The organism is Klebsiella sp. AqSCr, from assembly GCF_008452795.1.
GTDB classification, from domain to species: Bacteria; Pseudomonadota; Gammaproteobacteria; order Enterobacterales; family Enterobacteriaceae; genus Klebsiella; species Klebsiella pneumoniae.
In genome coordinates this window covers 1,395,327-1,415,619 of record NZ_MJDM01000005.1, presented here as the reverse complement: position 1 = coordinate 1,415,619, position 20,293 = coordinate 1,395,327, and the positions used below count along the sequence as shown (strand labels likewise).

Annotated in this window: 19 protein-coding genes and 1 riboswitch; of the genes, 12 read left to right on the top strand and 7 right to left on the bottom strand. The window is 61.6% G+C overall.

Annotation, left to right across the window (positions count from 1 at the left end; translation table 11 throughout):
* Positions 1-103 precede the first annotated feature (103 nt).
* The 5 genes from bglX to BHE81_RS10890 all read left to right on the top strand — a co-directional run bounded on the left by bglX (position 104) and on the right by BHE81_RS10890 (position 6,281).
* The gene (bglX, locus tag BHE81_RS10910; RefSeq protein WP_002912825.1) at positions 104-2,401 is read left to right on the top strand and encodes a beta-glucosidase BglX; all 2,298 of its coding nucleotides are present in this window, start codon (positions 104-106) and stop codon (positions 2,399-2,401) included.
* Positions 2,402-2,537: 136 nt separating this feature from the next.
* Complete coding sequence (locus BHE81_RS10905; RefSeq protein ID WP_002912823.1) at positions 2,538-3,455, top strand: ABC transporter substrate-binding protein; 918 nt, start codon at positions 2,538-2,540, stop codon at positions 3,453-3,455.
* A gap of 7 nt (positions 3,456-3,462) precedes the next feature.
* Positions 3,463-4,620, top strand: coding sequence for an ABC transporter permease (locus BHE81_RS10900; RefSeq protein WP_004144224.1), 1,158 nt, complete (start codon positions 3,463-3,465; stop codon positions 4,618-4,620).
* A complete protein-coding gene (locus BHE81_RS10895) occupies positions 4,613-5,560 on the top strand; it encodes an ABC transporter ATP-binding protein (RefSeq protein WP_110246512.1) in 948 nt (315 codons plus the stop codon). Before BHE81_RS10900 ends, BHE81_RS10895 begins: the two co-directional genes overlap by 8 nt.
* Positions 5,544-6,281 (top strand): ABC transporter permease, encoded by a 738-nt coding sequence (locus BHE81_RS10890; RefSeq protein WP_004180609.1) that lies wholly within the window; start codon positions 5,544-5,546, stop codon positions 6,279-6,281. The genes BHE81_RS10895 and BHE81_RS10890 overlap by 17 nt, the downstream gene beginning before the upstream one ends.
* On the opposite strand, the gene BHE81_RS10885 is transcribed toward BHE81_RS10890, so the two are convergent.
* Positions 6,256-6,369 (bottom strand): protein YohO, encoded by a 114-nt coding sequence (locus BHE81_RS10885; protein ID WP_002912762.1) that lies wholly within the window; start codon positions 6,367-6,369, stop codon positions 6,256-6,258. The two genes, BHE81_RS10890 and BHE81_RS10885, sit on opposite strands and share 26 nt — an antisense overlap.
* A 229-nt stretch (positions 6,370-6,598) precedes the next feature.
* On the opposite strand from BHE81_RS10885, the gene BHE81_RS10880 reads away from it, so the two are divergent.
* Genes BHE81_RS10880 through BHE81_RS10870 form a run of 3 tightly spaced genes read left to right on the top strand, consistent with a single transcriptional unit; the run spans position 6,599 to position 9,518 of the window.
* Positions 6,599-8,287, top strand: coding sequence for a sensor histidine kinase (locus tag BHE81_RS10880; RefSeq protein WP_002912760.1), 1,689 nt, complete (start codon positions 6,599-6,601; stop codon positions 8,285-8,287).
* Complete coding sequence (btsR, locus tag BHE81_RS10875) at positions 8,281-9,000, top strand: two-component system response regulator BtsR (RefSeq protein ID WP_149888802.1); 720 nt, start codon at positions 8,281-8,283, stop codon at positions 8,998-9,000. Before BHE81_RS10880 ends, btsR begins: the two co-directional genes overlap by 7 nt.
* 47 nt (positions 9,001-9,047) lie before the next feature.
* Positions 9,048-9,518 carry a DUF1456 family protein gene (locus BHE81_RS10870; RefSeq protein ID WP_002912756.1) on the top strand — a complete coding sequence of 157 codons (471 nt, stop codon included), beginning with the start codon at positions 9,048-9,050 and terminating at the stop codon, positions 9,516-9,518.
* Between the two features lie 114 nt (positions 9,519-9,632).
* Here the strand turns inward: BHE81_RS10870 and metG are convergent, their stop codons facing one another.
* Positions 9,633-11,666 carry a methionine--tRNA ligase gene (gene metG, locus BHE81_RS10865; RefSeq protein ID WP_002912753.1) on the bottom strand — a complete coding sequence of 678 codons (2,034 nt, stop codon included), beginning with the start codon at positions 11,664-11,666 and terminating at the stop codon, positions 9,633-9,635.
* A 153-nt stretch (positions 11,667-11,819) separates the two neighbouring features.
* On the opposite strand from metG, the gene apbC reads away from it, so the two are divergent.
* Positions 11,820-12,929, top strand: coding sequence for an iron-sulfur cluster carrier protein ApbC (gene apbC, locus BHE81_RS10860; protein ID WP_002912751.1), 1,110 nt, complete (start codon positions 11,820-11,822; stop codon positions 12,927-12,929).
* Here the strand turns inward: apbC and BHE81_RS10855 are convergent.
* Complete coding sequence (locus BHE81_RS10855; RefSeq protein ID WP_110246513.1) at positions 12,926-13,387, bottom strand: GNAT family N-acetyltransferase; 462 nt, start codon at positions 13,385-13,387, stop codon at positions 12,926-12,928. The genes apbC and BHE81_RS10855 overlap by 4 nt on opposite strands.
* Positions 13,362-13,679, bottom strand: coding sequence for an RcnB family protein (locus BHE81_RS10850; protein WP_002912749.1), 318 nt, complete (start codon positions 13,677-13,679; stop codon positions 13,362-13,364). The genes BHE81_RS10855 and BHE81_RS10850 overlap by 26 nt, the downstream gene beginning before the upstream one ends.
* Positions 13,680-13,862: 183 nt before the next feature.
* Here BHE81_RS10850 and BHE81_RS10845 point away from each other — a divergent pair, with 183 nt between their 5' ends.
* Complete coding sequence (locus tag BHE81_RS10845; RefSeq protein ID WP_004149074.1) at positions 13,863-14,762, top strand: LysR family transcriptional regulator; 900 nt, start codon at positions 13,863-13,865, stop codon at positions 14,760-14,762.
* Here the strand turns inward: BHE81_RS10845 and BHE81_RS10840 are convergent.
* Entirely contained in the window at positions 14,752-16,095 is a 1,344-nt protein-coding gene (locus BHE81_RS10840; RefSeq protein ID WP_002912743.1) for an NCS2 family permease, read from the bottom strand. The two genes, BHE81_RS10845 and BHE81_RS10840, sit on opposite strands and share 11 nt — an antisense overlap.
* Positions 16,096-16,097: 2 nt before the next feature.
* Positions 16,098-17,909 carry an adenine deaminase gene (locus tag BHE81_RS10835; RefSeq protein WP_110246514.1) on the bottom strand — a complete coding sequence of 604 codons (1,812 nt, stop codon included), beginning with the start codon at positions 17,907-17,909 and terminating at the stop codon, positions 16,098-16,100.
* A 120-nt stretch (positions 17,910-18,029) separates the two neighbouring features.
* Here BHE81_RS10835 and BHE81_RS10830 point away from each other — a divergent pair, with 120 nt between their 5' ends.
* Positions 18,030-18,944: a LysR family transcriptional regulator gene (locus tag BHE81_RS10830; protein WP_004175111.1), complete on the top strand. Its 915-nt coding sequence runs from the start codon at positions 18,030-18,032 to the stop codon at positions 18,942-18,944.
* Here the strand turns inward: BHE81_RS10830 and BHE81_RS10825 are convergent.
* Positions 18,941-19,363 carry a universal stress protein gene (locus tag BHE81_RS10825; RefSeq protein ID WP_004151130.1) on the bottom strand — a complete coding sequence of 141 codons (423 nt, stop codon included), beginning with the start codon at positions 19,361-19,363 and terminating at the stop codon, positions 18,941-18,943. The two genes, BHE81_RS10830 and BHE81_RS10825, sit on opposite strands and share 4 nt — an antisense overlap.
* Before the next feature lie 185 nt (positions 19,364-19,548).
* Positions 19,549-19,646: riboswitch (TPP riboswitch) on the top strand.
* A gap of 34 nt (positions 19,647-19,680) precedes the next feature.
* On the opposite strand from BHE81_RS10825, the gene thiM reads away from it, so the two are divergent.
* Positions 19,681-20,293: hydroxyethylthiazole kinase (thiM, locus tag BHE81_RS10820; protein WP_199612195.1), on the top strand; the 613-nt coding region annotated here is incomplete at its 3' end.

Here is a 20,293-nt window from a genome sequence, read left to right as displayed (position 1 = left end):
AGAAGAACCTTAGCATTCTGCGGGCGCGTTGTTTATATATATGGCAAACTGCGGTTTTTATTATGTTTTACCGAGTCCCCGTCTGAGATAAAGCGAGATAACAATGAAATGGCTCTGCACTGTAGGCGTCGCCGTGAGTCTGGCGCTGCAACCCGCGCTGGCGGATGAACTGTTTGGTAACCACCCCCTGACCCCGCAGGCGCGGGATGCCTTTGTCACCGACCTGCTGAAAAAAATGACGGTGGACGAGAAAATCGGCCAGCTGCGTCTGATAAGCGTTGGCCCGGATAACCCGAAAGAGGCGATCCGTGAAATGATCAAGAACGGTCAGGTGGGGGCGATTTTTAACACCGTTACCCGCCCGGATATCCGTGTAATGCAGGATCAGGTGATGCAGCTTAGCCGCCTGAAGATCCCGCTGTTCTTTGCCTACGATGTGCTGCACGGTCAGCGTACCGTGTTTCCGATAAGCCTCGGCCTGGCCTCGTCGTTTAACCTTGATGCGGTGAAGACCGTGGGCCGCGTGTCAGCTTATGAAGCCGCCGATGACGGCTTGAACATGACCTGGGCGCCGATGGTCGACGTCTCCCGCGACCCGCGCTGGGGACGCGCTTCCGAAGGGTTCGGGGAAGACACCTATCTGACCACGATGATGGGCCAGGCGATGGTGGAGTCGATGCAGGGCAAGAGCCCGGCGGACCGCTATTCGGTGATGACCAGCGTCAAGCATTTCGCCGCCTACGGCGCGGTGGAGGGCGGGAAAGAGTACAATACGGTCGACATGAGCCCGCAGCGCCTGTTCAACGACTATATGCCGCCGTATAAAGCCGGGCTTGATGCCGGCAGCGGCGCGGTGATGGTAGCCCTGAACTCGCTGAACGGCACCCCGGCGACCTCTGATTCCTGGCTGCTGAAAGACGTCCTGCGCGACCAGTGGGGCTTTAAAGGCATCACCGTTTCCGACCACGGCGCCATCAAAGAGTTGATTAAGCACGGCGTGGCCTCCGACCCGGAAGACGCGGTGCGCGTAGCGCTGAAGTCCGGCATCAACATGAGCATGAGCGACGAGTATTACAGTAAGTACCTGCCGGGGCTGGTGAAGTCCGGCAAGGTGACCATGGCCGAGCTGGATGATGCCACCCGACACGTGCTCAACGTGAAATATGATATGGGACTGTTCAACGATCCCTACAGCCACCTGGGACCGAAAGATTCTGACCCGCAGGACACCAATGCGGAAAGTCGTCTGCATCGTAAAGAGGCGCGCGAAGTGGCTCGCGAGAGCCTGGTGCTGCTGAAGAACCGTCTTGATACGCTGCCGCTGAAAAAATCCGGCACTATCGCGGTGGTGGGCGCGCTGGCGGACAGCAAGCGCGACATGATGGGCAGCTGGTCCGCGGCCGGGGTGGCCGACCAGTCGGTGACCGTCCTGACCGGCATCAAAGAAGCGCTGGGCGATAACGGCAAAGTGATTTACGCCAAAGGGGCGAACGTTACCGATGACAAAGGCATTGTCGATTTCCTCAATTTGTATGAGAACGCGGTGCAGGTTGACCCACGCTCGCCGCAGGAAATGATCGACGAAGCGGTCGCGGCGGCGAAGCAATCCGATGTGGTGGTCGCCGTGGTGGGCGAGGCGCAGGGCATGGCGCATGAGGCCTCCAGCCGGACCGATATCACCCTGCCGCAGAGCCAGCGCAATCTGATTGCCGCTCTTAAAGCCACCGGCAAACCGCTGGTGCTGGTGCTGATGAACGGGCGTCCGCTGGCGCTGGTGAAAGAGGATCAGCAAGCCGATGCGCTGCTGGAGACCTGGTTTGCCGGCACCGAAGGCGGCCACGCCATCGCCGACGTGCTGTTTGGCGACTACAACCCGTCGGGCAAGCTGCCGATGTCTTTCCCGCGCTCGGTGGGGCAGATCCCAACCTACTACAGCCACCTGAATACCGGCCGGCCGTATAATCCGGAGAAGCCGAACAAGTACACCTCGCGTTACTTCGATGAAGCCAATGGCCCGCTGTATCCGTTTGGTTACGGCCTGAGCTACACCACCTTTAGCGTCTCCGATGTCAACATGTCGTCGGCCACCATGCCGCGCGATGGCAGCGTGACCGCCAGCGTGCAGGTGACCAACACCGGCAATCGCGAAGGGGCGACGGTGATCCAGCTCTACCTACAGGACGTCACCGCCTCCATGAGCCGGCCGGTGAAAATGCTGCGCGGCTTTAAAAAGGTCACCCTCAAACCGGGCGAAACGCAAACCGTTAGCTTCCCAATCGACGTCGACGCGCTGAAGTTCTGGAATCAGCAAATGAAATACGTTGCTGAGCCGGGCAAATTTAATGTCTTTATCGGCGTGGACTCCGCCCGCGTGAAGCAGAGCGAGTTTGAGCTGTTGTAAGGTATCGCTCTTAAGCCCAACGTCACGCTTTAAAGGCCGATTAATCGGCCTTTTCTTTTTCGCATCGCTGGCAAATGGGCTACGCTTTTCTCTTAAGCTTCTGTAAGCGAAGCGCAAAAGAACTGAGGGAAGCGGGATGAAGATGGCAACGACATGGTCCGGCGCGCTGGCGCTGGCCGCCCTGATAAGTTTACCGCTGCAGGCGGCGGAGCCGGTGAAGGTCGGCTCGAAAATTGATACCGAAGGCGCGCTGCTGGGCAATATGATCCAGCAGGTGCTGGAAAGCCACGGCGTAAAAACGATTAATAAAATCCAGCTCGGCACCACGCCGGTGGTGCGCGGGGCGATTGTCGCCGGCGAGCTGGATATCTACCCGGAATATACCGGCAATGGCGCCTTCTTCTTCAAAGATGAAAACGACCCGGCGTGGAAGAATGCCCAACAGGGCTATGAGAAGGTGAAGCGCCTCGATCAGGAGAAACATCAGCTGGTATGGCTCACCCCGGCGCCGGCCAACAACACCTGGACTATCGCCGTGCGCCAGGACCTGGCGGAGAAAAATAAGCTGACCTCGCTGGCCGACCTCAGTCGCTACCTGAAGCAGGGCGGCGAATTTAAGCTGGCGGCTTCGGCGGAATTTATTGAGCGCCCGGACGCGCTGCCGGCGTTTGAAAAAGCGTATGGTTTCAACCTCAACCAGAACCAGCTGCTGTCGCTGGCCGGGGGCGATACGGCGGTGACCATCAAAGCGGCAGCGCAACAGACCTCCGGCGTTAACGCGGCGATGGCCTACGGCACCGATGGCCCGGTGGCGGCCCTGGGGTTACAGACGCTGAGCGACCCGCAGGGCGTGCAGCCGATATATGCCCCGACGCCGGTGGTGCGCGAGGCGGTGCTGAAGGCCTACCCGCAGATCGCCGACTGGCTGCAGCCGGTCTTCGCCAGCCTCGATGAAAAAACGCTGCAGCAGCTGAACGCCCGCATTGCGGTGGAGGGCCAGGATGCGAAGCGCGTGGCGGCAGATTATCTGCAGCAGAAAGGCCTGCTGAAGTAAGCCACCGGTGACCATTCGCTGTACTCATCGCGTCGGCCTGCTGCTGACAGGTCTGCTGCTGGTTACGCTGGCGCTGCCGTTTATTACTTACGCGCCGAATCGCTTACTCTCCGGGGAAGGGCGCGGGCTGTGGCAGGTAATGCCCTGGCTCGCCGGCGTTCAGCTGGCGGCGGCCCTTGCCGGGATGCTGCTTTGCTGGCTGCCAGGCAGGGCCGCGCCGCTTCTCCACCTGCTGCTGGCCGAACTGCTCTTCCCGCTGCTTATCTGGGGCAGCGGCCAGGCGGCGCTTGAGCTCTCCCGCCACGGCTCGCCGCTGGCGCGCACCTCGCCCGGCAGCGGCCTGTGGTTGTCGCTGGCGCTTTGTCTGCTGCTGGCCAGCGAGGCCATCCGTCATCTTACCGTCCGGCCGCTCTGGCGCTGGCTGCTCAATGCGCAAGTCTGGCTGTTGCCCATCATCCTGCTCGCTATCGGGGCGCTCGATCAGCTCTCCTTGCTGAAGGAGTATGCCAACCGTCAGGAGGTATTTGATGACGCCCTGCGCCAGCATCTGCTTCTGCTGTTCGGCACCCTGCTGCCGGGCCTGCTGATTGGCCTGCCGCTGGGGGTATGGCTGTGGCGGCGTCCGCGCTGGCAGGCGCCGGCTTTCACCGCGCTCAATGTGATCCAGACTATTCCGTCGGTAGCGCTTTTTGGCCTGCTGATTGCGCCGCTTGCCGGTCTGGCGCGTTATTTCCCGACGCTGGGCGAGCTGGGCGTCTCCGGGACCGGCGTGGCGCCAGCCCTGATCGCTCTCACTCTCTATGCGCTACTGCCGCTGGTGCGCGGGGTGGTGACCGGCCTGCAGCAGGTGCCGCAGGATGCCCTGGAAAGCGCGACGGCAATGGGCATGAGCGCCGGGCAGCGCTTTCGTCAGGTGCAGCTTCCGCTGGCGATGCCGGTACTGCTGCGCAGCCTGCGGGTGGTCAGCGTGCAAACCGTCGGCATGGCGGTAGTGGCCGCGCTGATCGGCGCCGGCGGCTTTGGCGCGCTGGTTTTTCAGGGGCTGCTGAGCAGTGCGCTGGATCTGGTGCTGCTGGGCGTGGTGCCGACCATTGCCCTGGCGGTGGTGGTGGATGCCCTGTTCGCCCTGTGGGGCGCCTGGCTAAAAGGAGAGGCCAATGATTGAATTTCAAGGGGTCAGCAAAGTGTTTGCCGGCCACCCGGCGGTGAAGGACCTGACCCTGGAGCTGCGCGAAGGCGCTTTCTCGGTGCTGGTGGGGACTTCCGGCTCGGGCAAGTCGACGACGCTGAAGATGATCAACCGTCTGCTGGAGCCGGACCGGGGCACTATTCGCTTTGCCGGCGAGGACATCCGCCTGCAGCCGGTCCTGACCCTGCGGCGGCGGATGGGCTATGCCATCCAGTCCATCGGCCTGTTTCCCCACTGGACGGTGGCGCAGAATATCGCCACCGTGCCGCAGCTGCAAAGATGGCCGCGGGCAAGGATCGCCGACCGGATCGACGAGCTGATGGCGCTGCTGGGGCTGGAGGCGACGCTGCGCGACCGTTACCCGCATCAGCTCTCCGGCGGCCAGCAGCAGCGGGTGGGGGTGGCGCGGGCGCTGGCGGCAGATCCGGAGGTGCTGTTGATGGATGAGCCCTTCGGCGCCCTCGACCCGGTGACCCGCGAGGCGCTGCAGCAGGAGATGCTGCGCATCCACCGTCTGCTGGGACGGACGATTGTGCTGGTGACCCATGATATTGACGAAGCGCTGCGTCTGGCGGACCACCTGGTGCTGATGGACGGGGGCGAGGTGGTCCAGCAGGGGGCGCCGCTGGAGATGCTCCTGCGACCGAAAAATAGCTTTGTACAGACCTTTTTTGGCCGCAGCGAGCTGGGCGTGCGCCTGCTGTCGCTGCGCGAGGTAGGGGACTATTTGCGTCCCGACGAACGGCTGGCGGGCGAGGGGCTGACCGTCACCATGACCCTGCGGGAAGCGCTGTCGCAGTTTGTCGCCCGGCGCTGCGAGATGCTGCCGGTGGTCGATGCCGAAGGCAGGCCCTGCGGTACGCTGCATTTTGCCGATCTGCTGCGTCAGGAGATGAGCCATGAAGGCGCTTCGTGAGCCGCTGTGGTGGCTTATCGCGCTGTTTATCGGCCTGCTGGCAGGGCTGCCCTACAGCGCGCCGCTGTTCAGTCGGCTGTTCCCGGAACTGCCGCGGCCGGTCTACCAGCAGGAGAGCTTCTGGGCGCTCACTCTCGATCACGGCTGGCTGGTGGTGGCGTCCAGCCTCGCGGCAACGGCAATCGGGCTGGGGGCTGGGGTGGCGGTCACCCGGCCCGCCGGCGGCGCGTTTCGTCCGCTGGTGGAGACCATCGCCGCTATCGGGCAGACCTTTCCGCCGGTGGCGGTGCTGGCGATGGCGGTGCCGGTGCTGGGCTTTGGCTGGCTGCCGGCGCTGATAGCCCTCGCGTTGTATGGCATACTGCCGGTGCTGCAGGGGACACTGGCCGGGCTGGGTTCGATACCGCCTGGGGTGTCAGGTGTGGCTGAAGGGATGGGAATGACCGGCTGGCAGCGTCTGTATAAGGTGGAGCTTCCGCTGGCGGCCCCGGTGATCCTGGCGGGGATCCGCACCTCGGTTATCGTCAATATTGGTACCGCGACCATTGCCTCGACGGTGGGGGCCAGTACGCTCGGGACGCCGATCATCATCGGCCTGAGCGGCTTTAATACCGCCTATATTGTTCAGGGGGCGCTGCTGGTGGCCCTGGCGGCGATTATCGTCGACCGCGCGTTTGAGCGTCTGACCCGCTGGATCAGCCGACACCGCCACGCACAATAAAGGAATAGCCGGCCAGCATTACGCCGCTGATCCCGCCGATGGCCATAAGTAAGAAGAGAGTGACGACCGCGATTTTCGCTGGCTTCATAATAGGCTCCTGATGTTAACAGGGGGATTATACGGTGAAGCGCAGGTGTTAATGAAACATTAATTGCGGTTTAGCGCGCCGCGCCGGGCTTTTTGCCGCGTTTGCTGCGCAACGCGCCGCAAAAAAGTGTGATCCTGGCCGTCATTTTTCATTTTTATGCAGGGCTTCAAAGAAAGTTTTCGCCAGGCAGGGTATGGTACGCGCTTTCAGGCATGTGTGGTTTGCGGGTATGTACGAGTTTGATCTGGTGTTGCTGCTGCTTCAGCAGATGTGCGTATTTTTGGTCATCGCGTGGTTGATGAGCAAAACCCGACTGTTTATCCCCCTGATGCAAGTCACCGTTCGCCTGCCGCACAAGCTGCTGTGCTACGTCACTTTCTCCATTTTCTGCATTATGGGGACCTATTTCGGTCTGCATATCGAAGACTCCATCGCCAACACCCGCGCCATCGGCGCTGTGATGGGCGGCCTGCTCGGCGGGCCGGTGGTCGGCGGGCTGGTAGGGCTCACCGGCGGCCTGCACCGCTACTCGCTGGGGGGAATGACCGCCTTAAGCTGCATGGTTTCCACCATCGTTGAGGGGCTGCTGGGCGGTCTGGTGCACAGCGTGCTGGTCAAACGCGGCCGGCCGGACAAAGTCTTTAGCCCGCTGACCGCCGGGGCGATCACCTTCGTGGCCGAGTTGGTGCAGATGATGATCATTCTGCTGATTGCCCGCCCGTTCCAGGACGCCCTGCATCTGGTGCAGAGCATTGCCGCGCCGATGATGGTCACCAATACCGTCGGTGCGGCGCTGTTTATGCGCATTCTGCTGGACAAGCGGGCGATGTTCGAGAAGTACACCTCCGCCTTTTCCGCCACGGCGCTGAAGGTGGCGGCGTCCACCGAGGGGATCCTGCGTCAGGGATTCAACGAAGAGAACAGCATGAAGGTGGCCCAGGTGCTGATCCAGGAGCTGGACATCGGCGCGGTGGCGATCACCGATCGCGACAAGCTGCTGGCGTTTACCGGCATCGGCGACGACCACCATCTGCCGGGCAAGCCTATTTCCTCCTCGTATACGCAACGGGCGATTGAGACCGGGGAGGTGGTCTACGCCGACGGCAACGAGGTGCCTTACCGCTGCTCGATTCATCCGCACTGTAAGCTGGGGTCGACGCTGGTGATCCCCCTGCGCGGCGAGAACCAACGGGTGATAGGCACCATTAAACTGTATGAGGCGAAAAATCGCCTGTTCAGTTCGATCAACCGCACCCTCGGGGAGGGGATTGCCCAGCTGCTGTCGGCGCAGATCCTCGCCGGACAGTACGAGCGGCAGAAGGCGCTGCTGACGCAATCCGAAATCAAGCTCCTGCACGCCCAGGTCAACCCGCACTTCCTGTTTAACGCGCTTAACACGCTGAAGGCGGTGATCCGCCGCGACAGCGATCAGGCCGGCCAGCTGGTGCAGTATCTGTCGACCTTCTTTCGCAAGAACCTGAAACGGCCGACGGAAATTGTCACTCTTGCCGATGAGATCGAGCATGTTAACGCCTATCTGCAGATTGAGAAGGCTCGCTTTCAGGCTAACCTGCAGATCCAGATGGCGGTGCCGGAAGGGCTGGCGCATCACCAGCTGCCGGCTTTTACCCTGCAGCCGATCGTGGAGAACGCCATTAAGCATGGTACATCGCAACATCTTGGCGTCGGCGAAATTACCATCCGCGCCAGCCAGGACGATCGCTGGCTGCAGCTGGATATCGAAGATAACGCCGGGCTGTACCGGGCCAACCCCCAGGCCAGCGGGCTGGGGATGAATCTGGTGGACAGGCGGCTGCGGGCGCGTTTTGGCGCCGACTGCGGCATCAGCGTCACCTGCGAGCCGGAGCGCTTTACCCGTGTCACCCTACGTCTGCCCCTGGAGGAGAATGCATGCTGAGAGTATTGATCGTCGATGATGAGCCGCTGGCGCGGGAAAACCTGCGCATTTTGCTGGAGACACAGCGCGATATCGAGATCGTCGGCGAGTGCGGCAACGCGGTGGAGGCCATTGGCGCGGTGCATAAGCTGCGTCCCGACGTGCTGTTTCTCGACATCCAGATGCCGCGCATCAGCGGTCTGGAGATGGTCGGGATGCTCGACCCGGAGCACCGCCCCTATATCGTGTTTCTCACCGCCTTTGATGAATACGCGGTGAAAGCCTTTGAGGAGCATGCCTTTGACTATCTGCTGAAGCCGATTGAAGCTGCCCGGCTGGAGAAAACCCTCGCCCGCCTGCGCCAGGAGCGTAATCTGCAGGATGTGTCGCTGCTGGATGATGCTCAGCAGACGCTGAAATACATTCCCTGTACCGGCCACAGTCGTATCTGGCTGCTGCAGATGGAGGATGTGGCCTTCGTCAGCAGCCGGATGAGCGGCATCTACGTGACCGACCGCGAGGGAAAAGAGGGCTTTACCGAACTGACCCTGCGCACCCTTGAGAGCCGCACGCCGTTGCTGCGCTGCCATCGCCAGTACCTGGTGAATATGGCGCACCTGAAGGAGATTCGCCTGGAGGAGAATGGCCAGGCGGAGCTGCTGATGCGCGCCGGGCAAACGGTGCCGGTGAGCCGGCGCTATTTAAAAAGCCCGAAAGAGGCGATTGGCCTGTAAAGCTGGTACACTGCGCCCCATTGCATCATCGACAGTAAAAGGCCCTCATGCTCAGTAATGATATTCTTCGTAGCCTGCGCTACACCCTGAAAGTCAATAATAACGATATGGTGCGCATTCTCGCGCTCTCCGCTATGGAATCCACCGCCGCCAGCTTCGACACCTGGACGACGAAAGAGGATGAAGAGGGCTTTGTTCGCTGCCCGGACATTATCCTGTCGGGTTTCCTTAACGGCCTTATCTATGACAAGCGCGGCAAAGATGATTCGGCCCCGGAGCTGGCGCTGGAGCGTCGGGTGAATAACAACACGGTGCTGAAAAAGCTGCGGATCGCCTTCTCGCTGAAAACGGACGATATCCAGGCGATTATGAGCGAGCAGAAATACCGGGTGTCGGTGCCGGAGATCACCGCCATGATGCGCTCGCCTGACCACAAAAACTACCGCGAGTGCGGCGACCAGTTTCTGCGTAATTTCCTGCGCGGACTGACCCAGCGGGTGCATAACCCGAAGGCATGATTTTTTGCCGGGTGGCGGCTTCGCCTGACCCGGCCTACAACGACTGCCCCCGGGCGCGTGCTAGCATAGCGCCGCCGGGCAAAAAAAAGCCGGAGATACTCTCCGGCTTTTTTGTTATTTCACCTGCTGACCCGGCTTGGCGCCGTCGTCAGGGCTTAACAGGAAGATATCCTTCCCGCCAGGGCCGGCGGCCATCACCATGCCCTCGGAGATGCCGAAGCGCATTTTGCGCGGCGCCAGGTTGGCGACCATCACCGTCAGGCGACCAATCAGCGGCTGCGGATCCGGATAGGCGGAGCGGATGCCGGAGAAGACGTTACGTTTTTCGCCGCCGAGATCCAGCGTCAGGCGCAGTAGCTTGTCGGAGCCCTCGACGAATTCCGCGTTTTCAATCAGCGCCACGCGCAGATCGACTTTGGCGAAATCGTCAAAGGTGATGGTCTCCTGAATCGGATCGTCCGCCAGCGGACCGGTGACCGGCGCCGCGGTGGCTTTCACCTCTTCTTTAGAGGCTTCTACCAGGGCTTCCACCTGCTTCATCTCGATACGGTTGTACAGCGCCTTGAACGGATTGACCTTATGCGCCAGCAGCGGCTGCTGAATGGCGTCCCAGCTCAGTTCGCTGTTGAGGAACGCTTCCGCACGCGCGGCCAGCTGCGGCAGGACCGGCTTCAGCCAGGTCATCAGCACGCGGAACATATTCAGGCCCATGGTGCAGATGGCCTGCAGGTCGGCGTCGCGGCCTTCCTGTTTCGCCACCACCCACGGCGCCTGCTCGTCGACGTAGCGGTTAGCCACGTCGGCGAGGGCCATGATTTCGCGGATGGCCTTACCGAACTCGCGGCTGTCCCATGCTTCGCCGATGCTTTCCGCAGCGTCGGTGAAGGTTTTGTACAGCGCCGGGTCGGCCAGCTCCGCGGCCAGCACGCCGTCGAAACGCTTGCTGATAAAGCCGGCGTTGCGCGAGGCGAGGTTAACCACCTTGTTGACGATGTCGGCGTTCACGCGCTGCACGAAATCTTCCAGGTTCAGGTCGATGTCATCGATGCGTGAAGAGAGCTTGGCGGTGTAGTAGTAGCGCAGGCTGTCGGCATCGAAATGATTTAACCAGGTGCTGGCCTTGATAAAGGTGCCGCGCGACTTGGACATCTTGGCGCCGTTGACCGTCACGTAGCCGTGCACGAACAGGTTAGTCGGCTTACGGAAGTTGCTGCCTTCCAGCATCGCCGGCCAGAACAGGCTGTGGAAGTAGACAATGTCCTTGCCGATAAAGTGATACAGCTCGGCCGTGGAGTCTTTCTTCCAGTATTCGTCGAAGCTGGTGGTGTCGCCGCGCTTGTCGCACAGGTTCTTGAAGGAGCCCATGTAGCCGATCGGCGCGTCCAGCCAGACGTAGAAATATTTGCCCGGCGCGTTGGGAATTTCGAAGCCGAAGTACGGCGCATCGCGGGAGATGTCCCACTGCTGCAGGCCGGATTCGAACCACTCCTGCATCTTGTTCGCGACCTGCTCCTGCAGCGCGCCGCTGCGGGTCCACGCCTGCAGCATTTCGCTGAACGACGGCAGGTCGAAGAAGAAGTGCTCGGAGTCACGCATCACCGGCGTGGCGCCGGAGACCACCGATTTCGGGTCGATAAGCTCGGTAGGGCTGTAGGTCGCGCCGCACACTTCGCAATTATCGCCATACTGGTCCGGAGATTTGCACTTCGGACAGGTGCCTTTCACAAAACGATCCGGCAGGAACATGCCTTTTTCCGGATCATAGAGCTGAGAGATGGTGCGGTTTTTAATAAAACCGTTCTCTTTCAGGCGGGTGTAGATAAGCTCCGACAGCTCGCGGTTCTCGTCGCTGTGCGTCGAGTGATAGTTATCATAGCTGATGTCGAAGCCGGCGAAATCGGTCTGATGCTCCTGACTCATTTCGCCAATCATCTGCTCCGGAGTGATACCGAGCTGCTGCGCTTTGAGCATAATCGGCGTGCCGTGGGCGTCGTCGGCGCAGATGAAGTTGACCTCGTGGCCGCGCATTCGCTGGTAACGGACCCAGACATCAGCCTGGATGTGCTCCAGCATGTGGCCGAGGTGGATGGAGCCGTTGGCGTACGGCAGGGCGCACGTTACCAGAATTTTCTTCGCGACTTGAGTCATAGTGAGCATTACATCTTCTGTTGTAAAAAGGGCTTCCGATATTACCAAAAGGGCTGTGGGTGCGCCATAAATGGCTGCCCATATATGGATAATCGTTACCTGTGATAAACTCTGTGATTACTGAAAGCATCTCAAAACAACAAAGGAGTCGGGATGAATTCGCAATCCCAGGCCAAATCCCCTGAGCGCCTACGTGCGATGGTCGCCGGGACGCTGGCCAATTTCCAGCACCCAACCCTGAAGCATAATCTCACCGCCCTTAAGGCGCTGCACCATGTCGCCTGGCTGGACGATACCGTCCATATTGAACTGCAAATGCCGTTCGTCTGGAGCAGCGCTTTCGAAGCGCTGAAAGAGCAGTGCAGCGCCGAACTGCTGCGCATCACCGGCGCGAAGGCCATCGACTGGAAGCTGACCCACAGCATCGCGACCCTCAAGCGGGTGAAAAACCAGCCCGGGGTCAACGGCGTGAAAAACATTATCGCCATCAGCTCCGGCAAAGGCGGCGTCGGTAAATCTTCTACTGCCGTAAACCTGGCGCTGGCCCTGGCGGCGGAAGGGGCGAAGGTGGGCATTCTGGATGCCGATATCTATGGTCCGTCGATTCCGACCATGCTGGGTGCGGAAGACAGCCGCCCGACCTCGCCGGACGGCACCCATATGGCGCCGATCATGAAATATGGTCTGGCGACCAACTCCATCGGCTACCTGGTGACCGACGACAACGCCATGGTCTGGCGTGGGCCGATGGCCAGCAAGGCGCTGATGCAGATGCTGCAGGAGACCCTGTGGCCGGATCTTGATTACCTGGTGCTGGATATGCCGCCGGGCACCGGCGACATCCAGCTGACCCTGGCGCAGAACATTCCGGTGACCGGCGCGGTGGTGGTCACCACGCCGCAGGACATCGCGCTGATCGACGCCAAAAAAGGCATCGTGATGTTCGAGAAAGTGGAAGTGCCTGTGCTGGGGATCGTGGAAAACATGAGCATGCATATCTGCAGCAACTGCGGGCATCACGAGCCTATCTTCGGCACCGGCGGCGCGCAAAAACTGGCCGAGAAATACCACACCCAGCTGCTGGGCCAGCTGCCGCTGCATATTACGCTGCGGGAAGATCTGGATAACGGCACGCCGACGGTGGTGGCGCGTCCGGACAGCGAATTTACCGACATCTACCGCCAGCTGGCGGGCCGGGTGGCGGCCCAGATGTACTGGCAGGGAGAAGTGATCCCGGGTGAGATTGCCTTCCGCGCCGTTTAAGGCCGCGGCGAGCGCATCAGCCAGTATCTGCCCTCGGGCGACGCGCCCTGTGCTTCGATGGTCCAGCCATGACGCTGGTAGAAGCGCAGGGCGTTTTTATTTTCCATCAGGCACTTCAGCGTTTCGCTGGCAGTAAAGGTCCGTTCGACCTGCGCCAGCAGCGCACTGCCGATATGTTTGCCCTGCCAGTCGGGGTCGACAAACAGATGGTGAAGGAAATTATCGGCGGTCCATACGGCGGCAAAGCCCACCGGCTGGCCGTCGCATTCCGCGACCCACAGCTGTTCATCCGCGGTGGCGGCATCGAAATCCTCCAGCCGCCACGCCGCGGCGGGAAGCCAGGTCCACGATAAACTGCGCGCCCGCAGGAAGATCTGGCGCAGCGCCGGAGAGTCCGCTGGCTCGCCGGGGCGGACGTGGAGATTGCGCGGATCAGCGATGATAGAAGATCTCGCCATCGTACACTTTGAGGATTTTGCCTTCGGTATCGGTGATCAGCACGTAGTTACCGCCCATATAGGTCCAGTGGCTGCCGGCGTCCGGCGCAGGCAGGTTACGCTGCTGCCACTGTTTAATGTTGTATTCCGGGGTGAGATACATCGCCGGAACGGTGTCGCCGATGTGAAACTGGGTGAAATCGGCGGTGAACTCTTTCAGCGCATACTGATCGATCCCCGCGGCAGTAGCCGTCCAGCTGGCGCCAGCGGTGGCAAGAAGTACGCCCAGAAGCATCATTTTTGTTTTACGCATAGTTTCCTCAATATTACCTGGACTCAAAATAGCAGCCTCGTATCATTCCTGATGCGTTGCAGAAATGGCAAGCACTGGATTTTTAAAAAGTGTAAGCAAAACGCGGCGCAAGTCTTGTGCCGCTTGCGTTGCAGCGACGGTGATGCGTATTTTGGGAGCAATCTGAAGCAGGGGAGAATCAGCATGTTCAGGCTGGAAGATCTGACCTTATTTGTCCGCGCCGCGGCGCTGGGCAGTTTTAGCGACGCGGCGCGCGAGGCCGGGCAGCAGCCGGCGCAGGTCAGCGCGGCAATTAAGCGTCTGGAGACGATCCTCAATATTCGCCTGTTTGCCCGTTCGACCCGCAGCCTGCGCCTGACGCCGGAGGGGGAGACCTGGCTGCCCTACGCCACCCAGATGCTCGATACCCTCGAGGCCGGTCTGCAGAAGATCCAGACCCCGGATGATGAAGTTCGCGGCATGTTGCAGATTGCCGTGCCGTCGGACCTCGGGCGTAACCTGCTCCTGACCCTGTTCCGCGATTTCCGCCAACGCCACCCGGCGCTGCGCCTGCGGCTGCTCTTTTCCGATCAACTGACCGACGTGTTTAAAGATCCGGTGGACGTTGCGTTTCGCTATGGCAATAACGACGATGCTTCGTTTATCTCGCTGCCGGTGGCGCCGGAAAATCGTCGGGTGCTGGTGGCCTCGCCTGAGTGGATCGCCCGCCATGGCGAACCGCAGACCCTCGAGGAACTCAGCCAGCACAATGCGTTGATCTACATTTTGCGCGGCCGTCCGTTCGACCGCTGGTCGCTGAGCCTCGACGGCGTGGTTCAGCAGCAGAAGGTTTCCGGCACGGTGATGAGCGACGACGCCGAGGTGATCCGTCGGCTGGCGATCGCCGGGGAGGGCATTGCCTATAAATCGATGCTCGACGTCAGCGACGATCTGCGGGCGGGGCGCCTGCGGCGCCTGCTGCCGCGTTATCAGGGGGATGTGGTGCCGTTGAATCTGATTTGTCCGCACCGCAAACAGCTCTCTGCCGCGGTGCGTTTGTTATATGAAGAGGTGAAATCACATTGTGAAGGGCTTAATGCCTGACTAAGGTCGCGAAGTAATACACCAGCGGGACGGCCAATACCCACAGGCCAATCGGGATCTCCCGCCACTTACCGGCGATAGCCTTGATCACAATGTAAAACAGCAGCCCGCCGGCAATCCCGGTGCCAAAGCTGTTGGCGATAAGGGTGATCATCACCATCATCAGCACCGGCAGCCCGTCGGTGAAGTTGGCAAGATCCACTTTGCGCAGGCCGCTGAACATGTTCAGGCCAATCAGGATCAGCGCCGGGGCGGTGGCTTCTTTCGGGATCATCAACGCCACCGGCGTGAACAGCAGCATCAGCAGGAACATTACCGCCGCCGACAGGGCGGTGAGGCCGGTTTTGCCGCCCGCTTCCGCTGCCGCCGAAGATTCAATCAGCGCCGTAGCCGCCGGAATGCCCACCCACGGGCCGAGCGCGGCGGCAATCGAATCGACCATGAACGGGCGATTAATCTGCGGCATGTTGCCTTCTTCATCCAGCAGACCCGCCTCGCCGCCCACCGCCAGCGTTGTCCCCATGGTGGAGAAAAACTCAGATGCGAAAAAGACGAACAGGAACGGCAGGAAGGCGATGTTTAACGCTCCCAGCAGGTCAACCTGTCCCAGCACCGGCGCCAGCGAGTGGGGGGCATCGATAAAATGCGTCGGCAGTTTAGTCACGCCGAACGGGATACCCACCAGCGTGGCGCACAAAATAGCCCACAAAATCGCGCCCGGTACCTTACGCGCCTGCAGGGCTATCGCCAGGAACAGGCCGCACAGCGCCACCAGCGCGCCGGGGGCGAGAAAGTCGCCTAGCATCAGGGCGTTGGTTTTCGCATTGGCCAGCACCAGCCCGGCATTGCGAAAACCGAGGACGGCGACAAACAGGCCGATGGAGGCCGTCAATCCCAGCTTGATCGACTGCGGCACCGAGCGGGTGACCACTTCGCGCAGGCCAAAGCGGGTCAGCAGGAAGAAGAGGATCCCCGACCAGCAGGCAATTCCGAGGCCAGTCTGCCAGCCAATCCCTTCGCTACCGGCCAGCGTCACCCCCACCAGCACCGAGCCGCCAATGCCCGGGCCGACGATAAACGGCAGGTTGGCATAAAACGCCATCAGCAGCGAGCCGACGACGAAGACCAGAATGGTGCCGGTGGTGGCGGCGCCTTTATCCATCCCGCCGATCGCCAGCAGCCCCGGGATAACCACCAGTAAATAGGCGGCGGCGAGAAAGCCGGTGATCCCGGCCAGGCATTCGGTGCGTAGCGTGCCGCCGCGCGAGCGCAGCGCAAAGCGGCGCTCCAGCCAGTTAGCGCGGGCGGAAGAGTGAAGTGTGTTATCGGCCATGCTCAGGCTCCCTGAGGATTATTGTTGTGATCGGTTGGCTCCGGGATCTCCCGGCAGGCTATCAACGGGTCGACTATCTGGCGGCTGCCGCCGTCGGTCAGACCCAAATCGGTTAAATGCGGCCCGGCGTTACAGGCAAGGCAGGTGCCTTCAATGGCCTTGAAGACCCGGTACGGCGGCTCCCAGTCGGCGACTTGGCTGCTCAGATCGCGCAGCTCGCGGAACTGACGCGCCAGTTCCGCGGCCGGGAGATCCGACAGCATGCCGGCAATCGGCATCGCCACATGGGCGAGGATCTCGCCCTGTTGCGCCAGCGCCATCCCGCCGCCGGAGGCGATAAGCTGGTTGGCCGCCAGCGCCATATCATTAGCGTCGCGCCCGAGCACCACCAGATTATGCGAGTCGTGGGAGTAGCTGGTGGCGATGGCGCCGCGCAGCTCACCCCAGCCTTCAAGCAGGGCGATTTGCGGCGTCGCCTGATGGCGGCCGTGGCGGTGCTTGACCCAGATCAGACTGAAGCCGGCGGGTAGCTGGACTTTCCCGTCACGAACCTGCACTTCCACTTCGCCCCACTGGGTGAAGCGCGCGCCGCGGATATGGCGCAGGCGGGCGATGCCGTGACGAATGCCCTGGACGCGCAGAATAAAGTCATCGGCGCGGAGGGGGTCGATCTGCAAAGTATCGCGCGGCGGCGTGACGCCCGCGGCGGGCGCGATCGGTGTCAGCAGGTTGCCCGCGCGGGCCAGCAGCTTACCGCCTACGTAGACTTCGCGGGCCACCAGTTTCTCCAGGGAATCAAACACCACCAGATCCGCGCGCCGCCCGGCGGCAATCAGCCCGAGATCGTGGCGCTGCAGGCGAATAGCGGCGTTGAGGGTGGCGAATCGCAGCGCATCAACCGCCGGTAAACCGTGCTCGATCAGCAGGTTAAGCAGGGCGATGATGCCGCCTTTCTCCAGCAGCATATCCGGCGGCACGTCATCGGTGCAGACGGTGATCTGCGAGGAGAGGTGCGGCAGCGTTTTTAACGCCGCGACGATATCTGGCAGCAGATAGGGGTGCGAGCCGCGGATCTCGATCGTCAGCCCGGCGCGCAGTTTTTCCAGCGCGTCGTCCGCCGAGGTAAGTTCGTGATCGGAGGTGACGCCGGCGGCGAGGTAGGCCTGCAGGTCAGCGCCGCTCAGGCCGCGGGCGTGGCCTTCAATCAGTTTGCCGCTGTTGAGACCGGCCTGGACAATCTCCTGCATCCGCTCGCTACCGTGCAGCACGCCGTGCATATCCATCACCTCCGCCACGCCGCGCACTTCCGGCCAGCCGAGCATGGTCTCCATCTCCGCGCCGGCGAAATCAGCGCCGGACATTTCGAGACCCGGCGTGGAGGGGACGCTGGACGGGGCGGCGACCATCACCTGCAGCGGCAGATGGCGGCTGGCGTCCACCGCATAGCGCACGCCAGCGACGCCGAGGACGTTGGCCAGCTCATGCGGATCCCAGAACACCGCGGTGGTGCCCTGGGTGAGGACGATTTCCGCATAGCGCTCCGGTGGCAGGTGCGAGCTTTCGAGGTGCACGTGGGTGTCCATCAGGCCGGGGGACAGGTAGCCACCGGCCAGGGAACGCACTTCATGGGCGTCTTCGCGACTGCCGCGCGGGTGGACGCTGGCGATCATCTCGCCGACGATACCGACGTCAGCGGGGCGAATTTCGCCCGTGGCCATATCGACGATCTGCGCATCGATCAGCAGCAGATCAAACGGGGATTCACCGCGCGCGGCCTGCACGGCGCGACGGCGGACTTGAGCATTGCTGGACATAACCACTCCGGCACAAGGATAATGCGGATACTCTAGGGGCACAGCAAACGTTTGCCCAGATGAATAAATTTATCACCCGATAAGCTCGGGTTATTGTGCAGGACCACCGTAGCGAACCCGATGATGAACGAACCCTGGCAGCGGCTGCCCGCGCTCTCTCTTAAACAGCTTCAGTATTTCGTCACCCTGGCCCAGCTGCGCCATTTTACCGATACCGCCAGTCGGCTGGCGATTAGCCAGCCGGCGCTGAGCAGCGCCCTGCGGCAGATTGAAACGGTACTCGGCGGTAAGCTGGTCAACCGTACCGCTGCGACGGTCACTCTGACTGAACTGGGGGCGGCGATTTTACCCCACGCCCAGCGGATCCTCAGCGTGGCGCAGGCGGCCTTTTCCGATATGCAGCAGATTGTCGAGGCGGGCGGCGACGGGACGGTGCGTATCGGTCTGGTGCCGTCGGTCAGTTCGCTGCTGTTTCCGTTGCTGCCGCAGACCCTGGCTGAGGCCTTTCCGCGTCTGCGCATTGAATTTCACGATCAGACCAACGATGCGCTTATCCAGGCGCTGCAGCGCGGCGAGATTGATTTCGGCATCGGGGCGATCGACAGTTCACTGCCCGCAGAACTGCTAGTCTATCCGCTGCGCGAAGATCCCTTCGTGGCGGTGCTGCACCGCGACGATCCGCTGGCCGCGCAGGCGCATCTGCCGTGGAAACAGCTGGTGGGGCGGGATATTGCTGTGTTCTCGAAGGGCAATATCCAGCGGCTGGTGGCGGCATTAGTGGAGAGCCATCGCCTGACGCTGACCACCCGCTACCAGGTGGACTATATCGAAACCCTGTATGGTCTGGTGCGCTCGCGCTTAGCGGTGGCGATTCTGCCGGCGCTGTACACCACCCATCTGCAGGACCCGGCGCTCAGGGTCGCCCACCTGCAGCAGCCGGCGCTCGCCCGCACAGTGGCCCTGATGCGCGGCCCGCAGGCGCTGCCCCCGCTTATTGAAGACTGTTTTTCTCTGCTGCAGGCCGCCTTGCGCTAGGGCAGGTGCTTGATCAGCACGTCCAGGTTTAAGTGGTTGATGTACTCCAGCGAGTGTGAGGAGAGGACGCCCAGCAGCCGGTTATGGTGCCCGGCAATAATTAAATCGATCTGCCGCTGCCGAACGCAGGTTTCCACGTCTTCAAACCGGCGGGTGGTCACCAGCGAGAGGGTATCCACCGGCAGGGAGACGGTGCAGGCCAGCTCGTTGAGCAGGGCTTTGGCCTGGATCACCTCCTGCGAGACCCGATCGTCGCGCAGGCTGTCGGAAACATAGTTCAGCGCCCGGTAATCGGTGCTGATGTGGGCGATGGTGATGCGCATGCCGTTCTCTTCTGCCATTCTGGCGGCATGCTGGAGCAGCGGGACGCCGTCCTGACTGCTGTTAATCAGTACCAGCGCATGGTGATAAACGGCCATGGCGTATATCCTCGGTAGGCTAAATAGCGCATGATGTCATTATTTTCCGCCCGCCAGCAGCGGAATGCAATCCCTTCCGGTCGCCTGATGAGCATGATGGCCGCGAAGGTGTCGTATCCAGGGCTAAAGGCTTGTTGTATGAACCGGTGAGTTGCGGTAAATTCCACAACGCTTAACAATTTCACTATTTTGACTCGGGGTGCCCTTCTTCGTTGAAGGCTGAGAAATACCCGTACCACCTGATCTGGATAATGCCAGCGTAGGGAAGTCAGAGACCGCAGGGTCATTGCTTCTACCTCGTCTGGCGGGAGCAAACCATGCCTGAGCTGCTGAATCCCGCGCCTGTCGCGCACCTGCGCCATCTGCTGCGCGCCCATTCCCCCCTTGTGCACTGCATGACTAATGACGTGGTGCAGACCTTTACCGCCAACGTTCTGCTGGCCGTCGGCGCCTCGCCGGCGATGGTGATCGATCCCCGCGAAGCGGCGCAATTTGCCGCTATCGCCGATGCGCTGTTAATTAACGTCGGTACCCTGACCGAAGATCGCGCCGTGGCGATGCGCGCCGCAGTGGAGCACGCCCGTCAGGCCGGCAAGCCCTGGACGCTGGATCCGGTGGCGGTCGGCGCCCTGACCGTGCGCACTGCCTTTTGTCACGAGCTGCTGGCCTTCCAGCCGGCGGCCATTCGCGGCAATGCCTCTGAAATTCTGGCGCTGGCCGGGATGAGCGCCGGCGGGCGCGGGGTGGATACCACCGATACGGCCGCCGCGGCGCTGCCGGCGGCCCAGGCGCTGGCTCGTCGGCTGGCTACCGTGGTGGCGGTCACTGGCGAGGTGGACTACGTCACCGACGGCGAGCGGGTGCTCAGCGTGGCGGGGGGCAATCCGCTGATGACCCGGGTGGTGGGCACCGGCTGCGCGCTGTCGGCGG